Consider the following 15,689-nt stretch of genomic DNA (forward strand, 5'->3'; position numbering starts at 1 on the left):
CCGGGCACCCCGGGGGCCCGCCGTATGTAGAAGGCAGGGTTACAACCCCCTACCCGGGTTGTGGGTAGGGGGGTTGTGCGCGGCCGAGGCAGCGCGCGCTCAGTCCGGCGGGTGCGTCGCCCAGCGTCGTCCCGGACGATCGGGATCGTCGCTCAGCACGATCACGCTGGCCGGCGCCTGACCGGTCTTGGCGGTGATCAGCTCACGCGCGGCACGTTCCGCCCGGGAGCGCACACGCACGGTCGTCACGCCGACGCCCGGCACGACGATCCGCCAGTGCGCCCACCGGCGCTGCAGCAGGGCCGCATAGATGACCTTCACGGGTCGCGTCACCGAGTGACGGTGCGGCGACCGCCCATCCGGGTGTAGATCAACAGCGCGATCACGGCGCCGATGATCGAGCCGATGATGCCCGACGGCTGGAAGAAGCCGTTGCCGGCATCCTTGTGGAAGATCAGGTAACCGAGGAAGCCGCCGATGAACGATCCGATGATGCCCAGCACGATCGTGGCGAGGATCCCGATGTTCTGTCGTCCCGGTACCAGCAGGCGGGCGACGGCTCCCGCGATCAGGCCGACGACGATCAGGCTGATGATGAGACCAAGCATGGGTGAATGTGCTCCTTCAAAGGTGTTCGGGCAAATGTGTGGGGGCACGCGTATCGGCACCGCAGCTACCTCTGCTGCCGTGCCGTCGGCGAATCCCCGCGGACCGGTCGATCCGCACTGAACCGTCTCACCCCAGGGGCGGGTCCGGCACACCCCAACGGGTTATCTTTGCGGCGTGCGCGCACCCGAGACCGAACCCATTCGCCTGGCCCTCCTGGACGACTACGACGTCGTGCTCAAGGGACTCGCCCGGATGCTCGAGCCCTACCAGGACCGCGTCGTGGTGACGGAGATCGACGCGAACAAGCCCCTGGTCGACATCGTCGACATCGCGCTGTACGACTCGTTCGCCCAGGGCGAGGCGGACGCCGAACAGATCGATGTGCTGGTCGCCAGCCCCCGCGCCCGGCGCGTGGTGGTCTATACCTGGAGCTTCCACCCGAAGCTGGTGGCGTTCGCGCAGGAACGCGGCGTCGACGGGTATCTGTCCAAGACGCTGCCGGCACATCAACTGGTGGAGGCATTGGAAGCGGTCCACGCGGGCCGGCGGGTGGTCAGCGATCAGTCGCGCGGGGCGCACGTCGGCCCCGGACTGGACTGGCCGGGGCGGCACGAAGGGCTGACCGATCGGGAGTCGGAGATCCTGGCCCTGATCACGCAGGGGCGCAGCAACGCCGAGATCGCCGCCCTCACCTATCTCAGTCCCAACACCATCAAGTCCTACGTGCGCAGCCTCTACCGCAAGATCGGCGCGGACAGCCGGACCAAGGCCGTGCTCTGGGGCATCCGGCACGGCTTCAGTCCGGACCACCACCGCATCGAACTCTGGCGCGACGGGCGGTGACATGGACGCGCGGGGCGGTGCAGGTGGAGGCGTGGTCGATCTGAACGCCGATCTGGGCGAATCCTTCGGTCGGTGGACACTCGGGGAGGACGCCGCGATGGTGCGGCTCGTGACCTCGGCCAACGTCGCGTGCGGCTTCCACGCCGGTGACCCCCAGGTGCTGCTGCAGACCTGCCGGGATGCCGTCGCGCACGGTGTCGTGATCGGCGCCCAGGTCGGCTACCGGGACCTGCCCGGCTTCGGCCGGCGTTTCATCGACGTCGCACCGGATGAGCTGTATGCCGATGTGCTCTACCAGATCGGGGCGCTGGACGGCCTGGCCCGCACTGTGGGCGGTGTGGTGGCCTACGTGAAACCGCACGGCGCGCTCTACAACGCCGTCGTCCACCACGAGCAGCAGGCGGCGGCCGTGATCGCGGCGGTCCGTGACCACCCCGGCGCCCTGCCGGTGCTCGGGCTTCCGGGGTCGGTGCTGCTGGCCCTGGCCGAGGACGCCGGCCTGCGGGCGGTCCGCGAGGCGTTCGTCGATCGTGGCTACCGCGCGGACGGCACCCTCGTGTCGCGGCGGGACGCCGGGGCCCTGTTGGCACCGGACGCGGCGCTGCGGCAGGCGCTGAGCATCGCCTCGTCCGGCACTGTCACCGCGATCGACGGCACGCAGGTGCGCGTCGATGCGGAAAGCCTTTGTGTTCATGGGGACTCACCGGACGCCGCCCGTCTTGCCGCGGCGGTGCGACAGCAGTTGGCGGCCGCTGACATCACCGTGCGGGCCTTCGTATGACGCCCGACGACGTGTCGATACGCCGCGCCGGGGACCGGGCGCTGCTGCTCGTGCTGCACGACCCTGCGGACGTCGAACTGCTGGACCACGTGCTGCGCAACGACCCTCCGGTGGGTATGTGCGACCTGGTGCCCGCGGCGGAGACGATCCTGCTCACCACGCAGCAGGGTGTCCGACTGGCGGCGGTCGAGCGCGCGGTGCGCGCCCGCCTCAGCGATGCGACCAGCGATCAGGTGGCAGAGCCCGACCGGCAGGTCGTCGAGGTCGGCGTGCACTATGACGGACCCGACCTGGCGGAGGTCGCCCGTGTGCTGAGTATGACTCCGGCGGAGGTCGTCGCGGTGCACACCAGTCGACTGTGGCGCTGCCGATTCGTCGGTTTCACGGCCGGGTTCGGCTATCTGCGGCCCGACGAGCCGACGTTGGTCGTTCCTCGGCGGGATTCTCCGCGCACCCGAGTGCCGGCCGGTGCGGTCGCGCTGGCGGATGGTTACAGTGCCGTCTATCCGCGCACCTCGCCGGGCGGTTGGCAGTTGATCGGCACGACGACGACGGCCATGTGGGACCTCGACCGGGACCGGCCGGCACTGCTGACGCCGGGTGTCGCGGTGCGTTTCGTGCAGCTGGAGGCCTGATGAGCCGATCTCTGCGGGTCCTGCGGACCGGCCCGTCGGCGAGTGTTCAGGACCTGGGCCGTCCCGGCTGGTTCTCCAGCGGCGTGGGCGTCTCCGGTGCCGCGGACCGCGAATCCCTCTGTGCCGCAAACCGCCTGGTCGGCAACCCGGCCAATGCGGCCGGCATCGAATGCGTGCTGGGCGGCCTTGGCCTCGAGGCGTTGTCCCCGGTCACCGTGGCAGTCACCGGGGCGAGCGTGCCGGTGTCGGTGGACGGTCGGCAGCTCGACCACGGGGGCGCTGTCGACCTGCCGCGGGGTGCACAGTTGGATCTCGGCATTGCCGCGGCCGGGCTTCGGGCGTATGTCGCGGTGCGCGGCGGGATCACCGTTCCGCAGGTGCTGGGTTCGCGCAGTCGGGACACGCTGGCCGGGGTCGGTCCGGATCCGCTGGCGCCGGGCCTGGTGCTGCCGGTGGGAGATGAACCGACCGGTGCTGACGTGCCGTCGGCTGCGTGGTCACCGTGCCGGTCCGTGGTCCCCGCCCACGAACCCGTGGTGCTGCGGGTCGAGCTGGGTCCGCGTCAGGACTGGTTCACCGACCCCGAGGCACTGTTCCGCGGCTCGTGGATCACCACCGATGCGGTGGACCGGGTCGGTGCACGGCTGACCCGTGCAGCGGGCCAGCCGGAGCTGGCGCGCATCCATGACCGTGAGCTGCCGGCCGAAGGTATGCCGTTGGGCGCCATACAGGTGCCGCCGGACGGGGCACCGGTCGTGCTGCTGGCCGATCACCCGATCACCGGTGGTTATCCGGTCGTCGGGTGTGTCGTGAGCGAGGACGTCGGGCGTGCCGCGCAGGCGCGGCCCCCGCAACAGATCGTCTTCCGCCCGGCCGGCGCGACAGATACCCCCGTCGCCGGACTGCAACCCGGGATCCGGATAGCCGGTCATCCGACCGATGACGAGGTCGCCGCGATCGTCGCTGCGCTCGCGGTGGGCAGCTGAGCAACGAGCCTGGGCGTCAGGCGTCGTGACCGTCGAGCCAGCGGCGAACCTCGGCCGCGTCGCGGTCGAGGGCCGGCGGGGGAGTGGTCTCCCGCGTGCGGTAGGTGCTCCACCGGACGGGATGACGTATCTGCTCGGCCCAACCGTCGCCGACGCGGATCGTCGGATCGAGCCCCAATGCATCGGCGAACGCGATGGCCTCCGGAATCGAATTGACCTTGCCAGCAGGAACTTTCGCCTCGTTCAAGATCATCACCCAGTGCTCGACGTCCGCCTGGTCGAGCAGCGCTTGCAGTCGCTGGACCAATGCGGGACGGTGCGCGACCCGGTCGGCGTTCGTGCCGAATCGTTCGTCGGCGGCCAGCGGTGGGTCGCCGAGTGCCTTGGCCAGGCGCTCGAACTGCAGGTCGTTGCCGCAGGCGATCGCAATGAGTCCGTCCCGGCACCGGAACGTCTCGTAGGGCGCGATGCTCGGGTGCTGGTTACCGAGTCGACGAGCCGCGTGACCGGTTTCCAGACCGGCCTGTCCTTGGTTGACCAGACTGCCGAGCAGACTCGTCAGCAGGGAGACCTCGATCCGTTCGCCGCGGCCGGTGCGGGCGCGGGCGACGACGGCGGCCAGGATGCCGATGACGGCGTCCTTCCCGGTGAGCACGTCCACCAGAGCCACGCCTGCCTTGGTGGGCTCGCCGTCTGTCGCACCGGTGATGCTCATCAGGCCGCCGACGGCTTGCACGATGAAGTCGTAACCCAGCAGGTAGCGACCGTCGCCGCTCCCGAAACCGCTGATGGAGCAATAGATCGAGCCCGGATTCGCTGCGGCGATCGCATCGTGCCCGAGGCCGAGCCGATCCATCGTCCCGGGCGCGAAGTTCTCGATGACCACGTCCGCACGGGTCGCGATCCGCCGGGCGGTCTCGAGGTCCGTCGGTTCCTTGAGATCGAGAGCGATCGACTGCTTCCCACGATTGACGCTCTCGAAGTATGTCGATCCGTGAGCGGACCAGGGCGGGCCCCACGCGCGCGTGTCGTCGCCCCGGACGGGTTGTTCGATCTTGATCACCCGCGCGCCCAGATCGGCCAGGGTCATCGTCGCGAGAGGACCCGCCAGGACCCGGGAGAAGTCGGCCACGGTGAGTCCGTCGAGCGGACAGGCCAGTTCGTCGTCAGCGATCATGGAGCCCCTCTGCTGTTGATGCGCGACCGGGCACGCACCGAGGAGGATAGCTCGGCAGAGGGCGGGATCGGTCAGCGCGTGCTGTGCCTGCCGTTGCGCAAGGCACCGACGATCTCGGCTTCGCGCTGCAGCAGCCGGAGGACGTGCGGGTCCAGGACCGGGCCGTTGCCGTTCGCCATCGTGGTGTGGCTGCGGACCTCTCGCACAGCGTCTTCGAGCTGGGCCAGTTCGCTGATCAGCGCACGGACCGAACCGGGCACCGGTGCGGCAATCTCAGCGGCGGTGTCCTCGGCCGGGGTTGTGATCGTCATGGGGACCTCCAGGAGGCGAGCCCGCCGCCGGTGAGCAGCGGGATGTGTGTTGCCCCACTGCTAGAGGCGCGTTCCACAGTGACGGTCGGTTCTCGGCTCTGTCAACACTTTGCGGGTTCTGCAGACCAACTCCTTACCGTCCCTTGGCTCGGGCGTTGCCGGGCGGGCACCGGCACATGGTTATGCGGCGCACGGCTGGGTAGGGAGATCACGGGCCGAGAACACGTGACACGAGGAGGGGCATGCACCAGCCAAACGGGACAGGGGCCGTCGCGACACACCGACCGGTCCAGGGAGGCGGATCCGCAGATCAGCAGGTGGCCGCGCACGTACCGGGCGCGCGTCACGGCTGGAAGTGCGCGGTGTGGGGCCATCGCATCCGGTTCCGTGCGCAGGACCGCACGATGACCTGGGCCTGCGAGTGGTGCGGGGGAGAAGCCGGCACCAAGACCTACGATTCCGCTGCCGCGGCGCGCAGGTATGCCGCCGCGTTCGATCGTCCGGACAACGCCGACACCGGCAAGCGAGCGCCATACCTGGGCATGTTCCCGTTGCGGGTGTGGCGCTTCCTGCGCGTTCGCAAGGACCGCACGTCGTGACTTTGCAGACCGGCACGATCACCACCGCGGTCCCGGCGCGGCTGGACCGGTTGCCGTGGGCGAAGTTCCACTGGCGCGTCGTCATCGGGCTCGGCAGTGTGTGGATCCTCGACGGCCTCGAGGTCACGATGGTGGGCAACGTCGCCGCCCGGATGACCGAGAGCGGCAGCGGCATCTCGATCAGCTCTGCGCAGATCGGCCTGGCGGGCGCGATCTACGTGGTCGGGGCGTGCGTGGGTGCGCTGGTCTTCGGGCAGCTGACCGACCGCTTCGGGCGGAAGAAGCTGTTCATGCTCACGTTGGGCGTCTACATCACGGCCACCGTGCTGAGCGCCTTCACCTTCGCGCCTTGGTATTTCTTCGTCATGCGGTTCTTCACCGGGGCCGGCATCGGCGGCGAATACTCGGCGATCAACTCGGCCATCGACGAACTCATCCCGGCGCGCGTCCGCGGACGGATCGACCTGATCATCAACGGGACCTACTGGGCCGGTGCGGCGGCCGGTGCTGCCGTCGCCATCCTGTTGCTCAACAAGTCCCTGCTCGCCGCGGATCTGGGCTGGCGGCTGGCATTCGGCCTCGGCGCGATACTCGGGCTGTTGGTGCTGTTGGTCCGGCGGCACGTGCCGGAGAGCCCACGGTGGCTGTTCATCCACGGTCGCCAGGACGAGGCCGAACGCATCGTCGGCGGCATCGAGCAGGAGGTCGAGGAGGAAACCGGTCAGGAGCTGTCGGAGCCGGGCGACAGCATCACCGTGCGGCAGCGCACGGCGATCCCGTTCCGGGAGATCGCCAAGGTGGCCTTCACCCTCTATCCCAAGCGCGCGATCCTGGGCTTCGCATTGTTCGTCGGTCAGGCATTCCTCTACAACGGCATCACCTTCGACCTCGGGACACTGCTCGGCAAGGCGTACCACGTGTCGTCGGATCGGGTGCCGATCTTCTTCATCCTGTATGCCGTCGCCAGCTTCCTCGGACCGGTCCTGCTCGGGAGGTTGTTCGACACGGTCGGGCGTAAGCCGATGATCGCGGTGTCCTACCTCGGCTCAGCCGTCGCCGGACTGATCCTGGCCTGGATCATCGTCGAAGAAGCCGGCGGCGTCTGGGGATTCCAAGCGATGTTGATGGTGACGTTCTTCCTGGCCTCCTCGGGAGCGAGCGCGGCATACCTCACGGTCAGCGAGATCTTCCCGATGGAGACGCGAGCGTTGGCGATCGCCTTCTTCTACGCCATCGGCACCGCTGCCGGCGGCATCGCCGGCCCCCTGTTGTTCGGCCGCTTCATCAACTCCGGCGACAACTCGCTGATCGCCCTCGGATTCGTCATCGGCGCCGTCGTGATGGCCATCGGCGGCGCGGTCGAGTTGCTCTTCGGGGTGAGTTCCGAGGGAAAGAGCCTGGAGAGTATCGCAATGCCACTGACCGCCCAGGACGCGAAGGGCGATGAGCAGGACGCCGGGGAGAAGGCGGCCGGCGACCAGCAGGACAAGCACGAGGGGCAGGACGAGGGACACGACGAGGCACACGACGGCCGCACGCCAGCGGGAGAGGATGACCTTCGTCATGCCCGAAGGGAACGGATCAGGTCCAGGCAGGAGCGGCAACGGCTGCAGACCACCGGACGGGCGCGTTACCGGCCAGGGCCCGGCCGGGTCCTGTGGTCGCCCCGGATGTCCGTGTCCGACAGCACGGAGCCACCCGAGGTCCTCGACCACGAGATTGAGTCCATCGCAGGCGCATTGGCCGATCGCGGCCAGCTCACGGACTCTGCACTGTCACAGCTGGTGGGTGCCCGGTATTGGGGGCCGGGACGGTTCCGCAGGGCATTGCGGGAGGCGGTGGCCGAAGGGCGGGCCGTGCGCCTGTCGCGAGACCGGTACGGCCCGCCGGATCCCTCCGACGACCGGTAGCCGCCGACGCTGCTGACCGACCGCCAGTCCTGCGGAGGGCTTGCCGGACCGCTCGAAGATGAGGCCGCAGGCCGGGCCGTGAACGCGAATGGCTTTGTGAATCCGAGCGATTCGGACTCACAAGGCCATTCGAACGTCCGTCGGAGGGGGGTTGTCCAATGTCCCGACCATTCCGAAGGCTGCGATCCCGCGGATTACCAGGAGTTTCAGGCTTGCTGGGTGACTGTTCCTGATCCTGGTGTCGTCGTGGTGATCGATTGCCGGCGCTCACAAGTGCTGAGGATCGCCGTCGGTAGCTTTCGGCCGCACCCGATGGTTTGTGTGGCGGGTGCCCTGTCAGGGCAGGTCGAGGACGGCTTTCAATCCGTCGTTCATGGCTCGCATGGAAGCCGGGCTAAGGGCGCCGATGATGCCCTGGACCTCGTCCTGGTAGATCTCCACGATGTCGTCGCAGACGACGCTGCCGACCAGGTGATCGTCGTGGGCGAGCGGCACGATGCTGGGGATCCGTGGCTTGGCGGTGGTGGTCAGGCGCGCGGCCAGGACCTGGCCCAGGTTTTTGTTGCGGCGGTTGTTGGAGACGACCACGAACAGTTTCGGCTCGGCCAGTCCGATATCCGCGCGAACCACCTGGCCCCGGGACAGTGGCCAGGTCACTCGTTCGCCCAGTCGGGGATGCGGCGGCGGGCCACACGCTGGCGCTCCGCTGTGGTGTCCTGCTGTTGCGCCGCCATCGCGGCGTAACCGGCTTCCTCGGCCCGTTCGCGCAGTGCCGTCAGTCCTGCCTCTAGGACGGCGTGCAGGTAGGACGCCTCGCTGGCTTCCGGATCGATATCGGTCCCGGTCATTTCCTGCAGCACTCGCCGGTACTCGGTTGACCGGCGCATGAACGCCAAGTCTCGCAGGTCAGCGGCTGTCAGCGGCAGCGACTTGCGCACCGTGTCACGCGCTTCCTTCATGCATCACATTATGCAGCATGTGCTGCATGCCAACGCTTTCGAATGCTGCGGTGCTCCCGACGGACCTCGAGGCCCGCATGGCGGGCCCGCGAGAGTGGGGACGAAGGCAGCTGGTGAGAGTTCGTCGCGAACGTGACGTCCGGGTGTGCGATTAGCCGTGGCCCTGAGTGCCGGATGACTCGGTGAAGCCGAGTGCGCGGTAGCCGGGCATTCGGCGCTTGAGCGAGGCGGCGAGGACGGGCGCCTGATGGTCGTGATAGTCGTGCGCTTGACGAGCAGCTTGCCGGGTGCGGCTCGCACAACTCGCCCTGCGCACTGGACGAGTAACCCGTCGAATGAGACAGGAGCAGCGAGGAAGAGCGTGTCCAGGCGGGGGCGTCGAAGCCTTCACCGATGAATGGCGTTGTCCCGACGACCACTATGCCATCGCCGATATTCGCCTCCGACAATCGGTGGACTGCCTCGCGGCGCTGTGCGACGTTCATGCCACCTTGGAGCACGATTGCGTCACGCCCGGGGCATCCGTGCTCATCACGACAAACGACATGCAACTGACCGAAATCGCCGATGTTTCATGTGACCTCGGTGCCAACCCTGCCGCCGTACGCTAATTCTTCATCTCAACAGCCAACCCGTCGTTCCACGCCACGGCACCTTTCCGCGCGATCATCCCGTCAACCGGCTTGGGCCATTTCTGACCGCCACAGTGGGGCCAACTGAGGTTGAACCGCCCGAGGTTCTGTGCCGCTGTCATACGGGTTGCAGCTCAGCTTCCTGAGCCACGTAGTGCTTGGCCACCGCCTCGCAGGCCGCCGTCAGCGACGGGTACTCCCGCTGGTGCTCAGCCACCAGGCGTACCGCTCGCAACCGCAGCGCGGGATCAATCTTCTTCGGCATGAAACGCATCCTTTCAACTCACAAAGATGCGGCATCAAACCTGGGGCGGTTCAGGGTTGCCTCTGAACGAATGGTCCCGAGGATGCGAACGCACCGGGTGCGGCCGTCGACGGCGGCGCGAAGGTATCGCCAAAGACGACCGCCGTCGTCACGTAAGCCCTCACACCGACGGCTGCTGAGCCGTGGCGCATTGCGCGAAGACTGGTGACCTGCTAACCGACCGCAGAGTAGTCGTGGCCGTTGACTGACACCGGCCAGCAAGACCGTGGCGGCGGCCACGGCGACGGCGGCACGCGAAGCGTTCCCCGGCGGTTGACGCACCGGGGGATTACGTCGCTGAAGTTGAGCGCGGCGCAGCTGCGGCTGCCTTGTGAAGTGACAGGCAGAGTCAACGACGCCACAGCAACACAGGCAGGCGAGACGCCAATAGCCTTATGAATCCGAGCGATTCGGACTCACAAGGCCATTCGAACGTGTGTCCGGAGGGGGACTTGAACCCCCACCCCCGTTAAGGGACTAGCACCTCAAGCTAGCGCGTCTGCCATTCCGCCACCCGGACAAATTGGGTGCGTCGACCGACCTGCATGGCGCGGCCAACGAGCGGAAACACTAGCACGCAGCGGCCGGTTTCCTTCAATCGTGCCACCGCCTGCAACGCCCGGTGGCCGTTACCCCCCCCGCAGCGGTCGCTCGCCCCTGGCGCGGACGACTCAGACGTCGAGGCCGAAGTCGCGGATCACGCCCGCGAGACCGCTGGAGTAGCCCTGGCCGACGGCGCGGAACTTCCATTCACCGTTGTTGCGGTAGAGCTCGCCGAACACCAGCGCCGACTCGGTGGCGGCGTCCTCGCCGAGATCGAAGCGGGCGCCCTTGTCGGAGTTGGTGGGGTCATCGGCGTCGAAGACCCGGATGAAGGCGTCCGAGACCTGACCGAAGTTCTGACCGCGTGCCTCCGCCTGGTCGATGGAGGCCACGAAGGCGATGCGCTGCACGTCGGCCGAGACCTGGCTGAGCGAGACTTTGATCTGCTCGTCGTCGCCCTCGCCCTCACCGGTCCGGTTGTCGCCGAGGTGCTGGACCGCGCCGTTATCACCGGTCAGGTTGTTGTAGAAGACGAAGTCGGACTGAGTGCGCACCTTGCCGTTCTCGGCCAGCAGCAGCACCGACGCGTCCAGGTCGAACTGTGCGCCGTCGGTCGTCCGCGGATTCCAGCCGAGGCCGACGATCGCCGTCGTCATACCCGGTGCAGCCTTCTCCAACGAGATGTTCGCGCCCTTGCTGAGATTGACCGGCATGTGGTTGTCCCTTCGTGGAGGTGGATGACTCGTCGTTCCCGGACACGACGCTAGCGCCTGCGCAGCAGGCTCGCCTCCGCCGCCTCCGAACCGCCTGTATGTCGGTGCCGCCCGGCAGACTGCAACCATGCTGTTGGAGCAGGTCATCTCGGTGTCGGAGGCCCTACGCGCCACACGGTCGCGGCTGGCCAAGCGGGACGCCGCGGCCAGCTTGCTGCGAGCCGCGACAGCGGATGAGGTGCCGCTGGTGGCGTCATACCTGGCCGGCGTGCTCCCGCAGCGGCGGATCGGGGTCGGCTGGCGAGGCCTGCGCGACGCGCCCGGGCCGAGTGGTTCGGCGACGGTCTCGGTGACGGAGTTCGACGCGGCGATGACCGCCGTTGCGGCGGTGAACGGCGCCGGAGCCGTCGCACGGCGCAAACAGTTGCTGGCCGACCTCTTCGGCAGACTGACCACCGCGGAGCAACGCTTCGCCACCGGGCTGATCCAGGGTGAGCTGCGACAAGGCGCCGGTGACGGCGTGATGCTCACCGCCATCGCAGCGGCCAGCGGCGTGCCCGAGGCGGACATTCGGCGGGCCGTCATGCTCGCCGGTTTCACTGCTCCGGTCGCCGCGGCCGCGATCAACCACGGCGCCGAGGCGGTGGCCGCGGTAGGGCTCGTGGTCGGCCGGCCGGTGCGGCCGATGCTGGCCGGCAGCGCACCGGAGATCGACGACGCCGTCGAGGACGGCCTGGCCCAGCAGATCGAGACCAAACTGGACGGCATCCGTGTGCAGGCGCACAAGGACGGTGACGACGTCCGGTTGTTCACCCGCAGCCTGGAGGAGATCACCGACCGGCTTCCCGAGGTCGTCGAGGCGGTGCGCTCGCTGCCGGCGCGCACGATCGTCCTCGACGGCGAAGCGATCGCGTTCGCCGCCGACGGGCGGCCGTTGCCGTTCCAGGTGACCGGCGCGCGCACTGCAAGCAGCGCCGACCCTCAACGGCTGCGCGAGCAGACGCCGGTCACCCCGCAGTTCTTCGACCTGCTGCACCGGGACGGTGTCGATCTCATCGACAGGCCACTGCGCGAGCGCGCCCGAGAGTTGGCGCAGGTCGTGCCCGCGCGCTGGCTGATCCGGCACGCCGAGGTCGCGAGCGCCCAGCAGGCACGTGAGTTCTTCGCCGAGCGCGTCGCTCACGGCGACGAAGGCGTGGTGGTCAAGGACCTCGCCGCTCCCTACGCCGCGGGCCGGCGCGGCGCCGGGTGGGTCAAGGTCAAGCCACGGCACACTCTCGACCTGGTCGTGCTCGCCGTCGAGCGGGGCAGTGGACGGCGCACGGGCCTGCTGTCCAACATCCACCTCGGTGCACGCGACCCGGAGTCGGGCGGCTATCTGATGCTGGGCAAGACCTTCAAGGGGATGACGGACGAGATGCTCCGCTGGCAGACCGCGCGATTCACCGAGCTCGCCACGGACGACGACGGCTGGGTCGTCCACGTGCGACCGGAGCAGGTCGTCGAGATCGCCTTCGACGGACTGCAGCGATCCAGCCGCTATCCCGGCGGGCTGGCACTGCGCTTCGCACGGGTGATCCGCTACCGCGACGACAAGACCGCCGAGGAAGCCGACACCATCGACACCGTCCGGACGCTGGCCGGCGGGTGATCGCCCGCGATGCCCGTGGCAGGCTGCTCGTATGACGAACGAGGCGAGCAGCGACAACAAGCAGCAGGTGCGCGCCGAAGATGAGGTCGTGCGGATCACGCAGGACCTGATCGGCATCGACACCAGCAACTACGGCGACGGCAGCGGCCCGGGGGAGCGCAAGGCGGCCGAATACGTGATGGGCGAGCTGACCGAGGTCGGCCTCGACCCGGTCCTGCTGGAGAGTGAGCCCGGACGTGCGTCGGTGGTGGTGCGCATCGAGGGCTCTGACCCCTCCCGTCCCGGCCTCGCGGTGCACGGTCACCTGGACGTCGTGCCCGCGAACGCCGAGGACTGGCAGGTGGATCCGTTCGGAGCAGAGCTCAAGGACGGGTGCGTCTGGGGCCGCGGCGCCGTCGACATGAAGGACATGGACGCGATGATCCTGGCCTGCGTGCGGGAGCTGGCACGGACCGGCCGGAAGCCCGCCCGCGACCTGGTCATCGGCTTCTTCGCCGACGAAGAGGCGGGCGGTGTCAAGGGCAGCCGCTGGCTGGTCGACAACCACCCCGAGCTCTTCGAGGGCGTCTCCGAGGCGATCAGCGAGGTCGGCGGCTACTCGGTCACCTTCGACGGCAAGGCCGGTCAGCAGCGCGCCTACCTCCTGCAGACCGCGGAGAAAGGGATCGCCTGGCTGCGGTTGCACGCCCACGGACGCGCCGGTCACGGCTCGGTACCCAACGACGACAACGCTGTCGTCCGGCTGGCACAAGCCATCGCGCGCATCGACGCCCACGAATGGCCCCGCGAATACATCGCATCGGTGCGGCAGTTGCTGGACGGGCTGAGCGAAATGACCGGCGCGGCATACAGCGACGACGACCTGGGACCGATCCTCGGCAAGCTCGGCGGTGCGCGCGGCTTCGTCGAGGGCACGCTGCGCGACACCGCCAACTTCACCATGCTGGATGCGGGCTACAAGCACAACGTCATCCCGCAGTCGGCCTCGGCGTCCCTGGACTGCCGGTACCTGCCCGGCCACGAGGACGATCTGATGAGCACGATCCGCGAACTCGCCGGCGAGTATGTCGAGGTGGAGGTGCTGCACCACGACATCGCACTGGAGGCGCCGTTCGACGCGCCCCTGGTCGAGAAGATGAAACGTGCACTGCTGTCACAGGATCCCGGTGCCGCGATCCTGCCCTACTGCCTGTCCGGCGGCACCGACAACAAGGCGCTGCAGCGATTGGGCATCGACGGCTACGGCTTCGCGCCCCTGCAGCTACCCGCCGATCTGGACTTCGCACCGATGTTCCACGGCATCGACGAGCGGGTGCCGGTCGAATCGCTGAAGTTCGGTGCGCGAGTGCTGCGGAAATTCCTTCAGGACTGCTGAGCTGTCTGGTTCGACTCCTCGCCTCCGGGTGGCTGTCACCAGTATCACGCAGTGCGGCGGACGCGGATGATGCGGCGGCGCAACCACACCCGGCGCGCGCCGCCCAGGTAGAGCCGGCTGCGGGCCAGCTCCCAATGGCCGTACTCCGCGTGGTCGGCGATCACCTGGCGCACGTCGGACCGGCTGGTGTCGCGCGGGAAGTTGAGCACCCGGAACTCATACTCGGTCATCGCCGCCATTATCACCCAGCGAGACCGAATCCGGCGGATCGGCAGGGGCGTTGCTCTGTCCCGAATCACCGCCGACCCGGTACGGTCGAGCCATGACCGCTGAGCCGCGTGCCGCATTGTCCGCCCTGGTGAGTGCGCTGGAACGCCACTTGGAGGCCGCCGCATCCCGCCGCAGCGAGAACGACCCCTCGGTGGTGGCGGCATACCGCGATCTGGCGGACGCGTTCGAGGACTACGACGACGCCCTCATGGACACCTACGGTGAAGTGACGCCGCTGGAGGTCTACGTCGGTGATGACGACGAAGAGGACGACGACGAAGAGGACGACGAGGAAGACACCGACGGCGACGACCTGGAGGACGAGCTCGAGGACGACGACGATCGCTACATCGGGCTGTCGGGCGACGACACCGACGACCTGGACTACGAGGACCCTGAGCCGGCCAGGTGACCGTCAGCGCAGCCGCGACACGTCGTCCAGCGCCTGCGCGATCTGCGGCGGTAGCTGCGTCTGGGCACTGGCGAGCACGGTGCGCAGTTGCGTCCGGTTGCGGACTCCGACAACCAGTGAGCTGATGCCCGGCCGCGTCCGGGCCCAGCTCAGCGCGATCTGCGCCGGGCTGACGCCCAGGCCTTCGGCGGCCGTGGCGACGGCGTCGACCACCGAGTCCGATCCCGCCCCCAGCCGTCGAGCCGCCCAGCCCGCGTGCCGCCCGGTCGCTGCTCGGGAGTCGGCGGGCACACCGCGGCGATATTTCCCGGTCAGCACGCCCCCGCCCAGCGGTGCCCAGGCGAGCACCCCGGCACCGATGTGCGCGGCGGCCGGCAGGATCTCGGCATCCGCGGCGCGCTCGACCAAGCTGTATTCGACTTCATCGGCGGTCAATGGGATGCGCACATCGCGCAGCGCCGCATGTGCCGCCACCAGTTGCCAGCCGGCGTAGTTGGACACGCCGACATACCGCGCACGTCCGCTGGTCACCGCGTGTTCCAGCGCCGACATGGTCTCGGCCAACGGCACGTCGTCGGCCCACGTGTGCACCAACCACAGATCCAGATGATCGGTCCGCAGCCGCCGCAACGACGCGTCGAGCTGGCTGAGCAGCGTCCCGCGGGAGGTGTCGACCACCCGGGCACCGGTCGTGCGTGAGATGCCGGCCTTGCCGATCAGCACCAGGTCGTCGCGGTCGCCGCCGGCGACGAGCCCGCCGAGGATCTCCTCGGCGGCGCCGTCGCCATAGCCGTATGCCGTGTCGATCGCCGTGCCACCGGCGTCGCGGAAGTCGTGCAGGATCTCCTCGGCGAAGACCTCGTCGACGCTGTCTCCCCAGTTCATCGTCCCGAGCGTGAGGTCGCTGACTCGCAGCCCCGACCTGCCCACATTCACCGATTGCACGGCACAACCGTAGTGGTCGTCACGACCCGATCGA

Annotated in this window: 19 protein-coding genes and 1 tRNA gene; 9 read left to right on the top strand and 11 right to left on the bottom strand. The window is 68.4% G+C overall.

Going from position 1 to position 15,689, the window contains the following annotated elements:
• Positions 1-99: 99 nt before the first annotated feature.
• Together ACTHL4_RS11540 and ACTHL4_RS11545 are read right to left on the bottom strand one after the other, a co-directional pair.
• Positions 100-333: a hypothetical protein gene (locus ACTHL4_RS11540; protein WP_440282913.1), complete on the bottom strand. Its 234-nt coding sequence runs from the start codon at positions 331-333 to the stop codon at positions 100-102.
• Positions 330-608, bottom strand: coding sequence for a GlsB/YeaQ/YmgE family stress response membrane protein (locus tag ACTHL4_RS11545; RefSeq protein ID WP_440282914.1), 279 nt, complete (start codon positions 606-608; stop codon positions 330-332). The genes ACTHL4_RS11540 and ACTHL4_RS11545 overlap by 4 nt, the downstream gene beginning before the upstream one ends.
• Positions 609-783: 175 nt before the next feature.
• Between ACTHL4_RS11545 and ACTHL4_RS11550 the strand changes: the two genes are divergently transcribed.
• Genes ACTHL4_RS11550 through ACTHL4_RS11565 form a run of 4 tightly spaced genes read left to right on the top strand, consistent with a single transcriptional unit; the run spans position 784 to position 3,854 of the window.
• Positions 784-1,452 (top strand): LuxR C-terminal-related transcriptional regulator, encoded by a 669-nt coding sequence (locus ACTHL4_RS11550; protein WP_440282915.1) that lies wholly within the window; start codon positions 784-786, stop codon positions 1,450-1,452.
• 31 nt (positions 1,453-1,483) lie between these two features.
• Positions 1,484-2,233 carry a LamB/YcsF family protein gene (locus ACTHL4_RS11555; protein ID WP_440282916.1) on the top strand — a complete coding sequence of 250 codons (750 nt, stop codon included), beginning with the start codon at positions 1,484-1,486 and terminating at the stop codon, positions 2,231-2,233.
• A complete protein-coding gene (locus ACTHL4_RS11560) occupies positions 2,230-2,868 on the top strand; it encodes a 5-oxoprolinase subunit B family protein (protein ID WP_440282917.1) in 639 nt (212 codons plus the stop codon). Before ACTHL4_RS11555 ends, ACTHL4_RS11560 begins: the two co-directional genes overlap by 4 nt.
• Positions 2,868-3,854: a biotin-dependent carboxyltransferase family protein gene (locus ACTHL4_RS11565; RefSeq protein WP_440282918.1), complete on the top strand. Its 987-nt coding sequence runs from the start codon at positions 2,868-2,870 to the stop codon at positions 3,852-3,854. Before ACTHL4_RS11560 ends, ACTHL4_RS11565 begins: the two co-directional genes overlap by 1 nt.
• Before the next feature lie 16 nt (positions 3,855-3,870).
• On the opposite strand, the gene ACTHL4_RS11570 is transcribed toward ACTHL4_RS11565, so the two are convergent.
• Together ACTHL4_RS11570 and ACTHL4_RS11575 are read right to left on the bottom strand one after the other, a co-directional pair.
• Positions 3,871-5,031, bottom strand: coding sequence for a CaiB/BaiF CoA transferase family protein (locus tag ACTHL4_RS11570; RefSeq protein WP_440282919.1), 1,161 nt, complete (start codon positions 5,029-5,031; stop codon positions 3,871-3,873).
• 71 nt (positions 5,032-5,102) lie between these two features.
• Positions 5,103-5,342 carry a hypothetical protein gene (locus ACTHL4_RS11575; RefSeq protein ID WP_440282920.1) on the bottom strand — a complete coding sequence of 80 codons (240 nt, stop codon included), beginning with the start codon at positions 5,340-5,342 and terminating at the stop codon, positions 5,103-5,105.
• 404 nt (positions 5,343-5,746) lie between these two features.
• Here ACTHL4_RS11575 and ACTHL4_RS11580 point away from each other — a divergent pair, with 404 nt between their 5' ends.
• A complete protein-coding gene (locus tag ACTHL4_RS11580; protein WP_440282921.1) occupies positions 5,747-5,941 on the top strand; it encodes a hypothetical protein in 195 nt (64 codons plus the stop codon).
• Complete coding sequence (locus tag ACTHL4_RS11585; protein WP_440282922.1) at positions 5,938-7,851, top strand: MFS transporter; 1,914 nt, start codon at positions 5,938-5,940, stop codon at positions 7,849-7,851. The genes ACTHL4_RS11580 and ACTHL4_RS11585 overlap by 4 nt, the downstream gene beginning before the upstream one ends.
• A gap of 336 nt (positions 7,852-8,187) precedes the next feature.
• Here the strand turns inward: ACTHL4_RS11585 and ACTHL4_RS11590 are convergent, their stop codons facing one another.
• From ACTHL4_RS11590 to ACTHL4_RS11610, 5 genes are all read right to left on the bottom strand, one after another.
• Positions 8,188-8,508, bottom strand: coding sequence for a type II toxin-antitoxin system PemK/MazF family toxin (locus ACTHL4_RS11590; protein WP_440282923.1), 321 nt, complete (start codon positions 8,506-8,508; stop codon positions 8,188-8,190).
• Positions 8,505-8,810, bottom strand: coding sequence for a hypothetical protein (locus ACTHL4_RS11595; RefSeq protein ID WP_440282924.1), 306 nt, complete (start codon positions 8,808-8,810; stop codon positions 8,505-8,507). Before ACTHL4_RS11595 ends, ACTHL4_RS11590 begins: the two co-directional genes overlap by 4 nt.
• Before the next feature lie 750 nt (positions 8,811-9,560).
• Positions 9,561-9,707: a hypothetical protein gene (locus ACTHL4_RS11600; RefSeq protein WP_440282941.1), complete on the bottom strand. Its 147-nt coding sequence runs from the start codon at positions 9,705-9,707 to the stop codon at positions 9,561-9,563.
• A gap of 476 nt (positions 9,708-10,183) precedes the next feature.
• Positions 10,184-10,266: transfer RNA gene (locus tag ACTHL4_RS11605), tRNA-Leu, on the bottom strand.
• A gap of 151 nt (positions 10,267-10,417) precedes the next feature.
• Positions 10,418-11,002, bottom strand: coding sequence for a TerD family protein (locus tag ACTHL4_RS11610; protein WP_440282925.1), 585 nt, complete (start codon positions 11,000-11,002; stop codon positions 10,418-10,420).
• 127 nt (positions 11,003-11,129) lie between these two features.
• Here ACTHL4_RS11610 and ACTHL4_RS11615 point away from each other — a divergent pair, with 127 nt between their 5' ends.
• A complete protein-coding gene (locus ACTHL4_RS11615) occupies positions 11,130-12,653 on the top strand; it encodes an ATP-dependent DNA ligase (protein WP_440282926.1) in 1,524 nt (507 codons plus the stop codon).
• A gap of 31 nt (positions 12,654-12,684) precedes the next feature.
• Entirely contained in the window at positions 12,685-14,028 is a 1,344-nt protein-coding gene (locus tag ACTHL4_RS11620) for a M20/M25/M40 family metallo-hydrolase (protein ID WP_440282927.1), read from the top strand.
• A 44-nt stretch (positions 14,029-14,072) separates the two neighbouring features.
• On the opposite strand, the gene ACTHL4_RS11625 is transcribed toward ACTHL4_RS11620, so the two are convergent.
• On the bottom strand, positions 14,073-14,267 hold the full coding sequence (locus ACTHL4_RS11625; protein WP_440282928.1) for a DUF5703 family protein: 195 nt from the start codon (positions 14,265-14,267) through the stop codon (positions 14,073-14,075).
• 83 nt (positions 14,268-14,350) lie between these two features.
• Here ACTHL4_RS11625 and ACTHL4_RS11630 point away from each other — a divergent pair, with 83 nt between their 5' ends.
• Positions 14,351-14,710: a hypothetical protein gene (locus ACTHL4_RS11630; RefSeq protein ID WP_440282929.1), complete on the top strand. Its 360-nt coding sequence runs from the start codon at positions 14,351-14,353 to the stop codon at positions 14,708-14,710.
• Between the two features lie 3 nt (positions 14,711-14,713).
• On the opposite strand, the gene ACTHL4_RS11635 is transcribed toward ACTHL4_RS11630, so the two are convergent.
• Positions 14,714-15,655, bottom strand: a complete 942-nt coding sequence (locus tag ACTHL4_RS11635; RefSeq protein ID WP_440282930.1) for an aldo/keto reductase — start codon at positions 15,653-15,655, stop codon at positions 14,714-14,716.
• Between the last annotated feature and the right edge of the window lie 34 nt (positions 15,656-15,689).

Source organism: Flexivirga sp. (assembly GCF_051955415.1).
In the GTDB taxonomy this organism is placed as follows: Bacteria; Actinomycetota; Actinomycetes; order Actinomycetales; family Dermatophilaceae; genus Flexivirga.

What these genes read in the sequence shown, in the direction of transcription:
- ACTHL4_RS11575 (WP_440282920.1), bottom strand. Translation starts at nt 5,342, where the DNA reads ATGACGATCACAACCCCGGCCGAGGACACCGCCGCTGAGATTGCCGCA.
- ACTHL4_RS11595 (WP_440282924.1), bottom strand. Translation starts at nt 8,810, where the DNA reads ATGAAGGAAGCGCGTGACACGGTGCGCAAGTCGCTGCCGCTGACAGCC.
- ACTHL4_RS11580 (WP_440282921.1), top strand. Translation starts at nt 5,747, where the DNA reads ATGACCTGGGCCTGCGAGTGGTGCGGGGGAGAAGCCGGCACCAAGACC.
- ACTHL4_RS11615 (WP_440282926.1), top strand. Translation starts at nt 11,130, where the DNA reads ATGCTGTTGGAGCAGGTCATCTCGGTGTCGGAGGCCCTACGCGCCACA.
- ACTHL4_RS11630 (WP_440282929.1), top strand. Translation starts at nt 14,351, where the DNA reads ATGACCGCTGAGCCGCGTGCCGCATTGTCCGCCCTGGTGAGTGCGCTG.
- ACTHL4_RS11565 (WP_440282918.1), top strand. Translation starts at nt 2,868, where the DNA reads ATGAGCCGATCTCTGCGGGTCCTGCGGACCGGCCCGTCGGCGAGTGTT.
- ACTHL4_RS11625 (WP_440282928.1), bottom strand. Translation starts at nt 14,267, where the DNA reads ATGGCGGCGATGACCGAGTATGAGTTCCGGGTGCTCAACTTCCCGCGC.
- ACTHL4_RS11570 (WP_440282919.1), bottom strand. Translation starts at nt 5,031, where the DNA reads ATGATCGCTGACGACGAACTGGCCTGTCCGCTCGACGGACTCACCGTG.
- ACTHL4_RS11600 (WP_440282941.1), bottom strand. Translation starts at nt 9,707, where the DNA reads ATGCCGAAGAAGATTGATCCCGCGCTGCGGTTGCGAGCGGTACGCCTG.
- ACTHL4_RS11620 (WP_440282927.1), top strand. Translation starts at nt 12,685, where the DNA reads ATGACGAACGAGGCGAGCAGCGACAACAAGCAGCAGGTGCGCGCCGAA.
- ACTHL4_RS11560 (WP_440282917.1), top strand. Translation starts at nt 2,230, where the DNA reads ATGACGCCCGACGACGTGTCGATACGCCGCGCCGGGGACCGGGCGCTG.
- ACTHL4_RS11545 (WP_440282914.1), bottom strand. Translation starts at nt 608, where the DNA reads ATGCTTGGTCTCATCATCAGCCTGATCGTCGTCGGCCTGATCGCGGGA.
- ACTHL4_RS11610 (WP_440282925.1), bottom strand. Translation starts at nt 11,002, where the DNA reads ATGCCGGTCAATCTCAGCAAGGGCGCGAACATCTCGTTGGAGAAGGCT.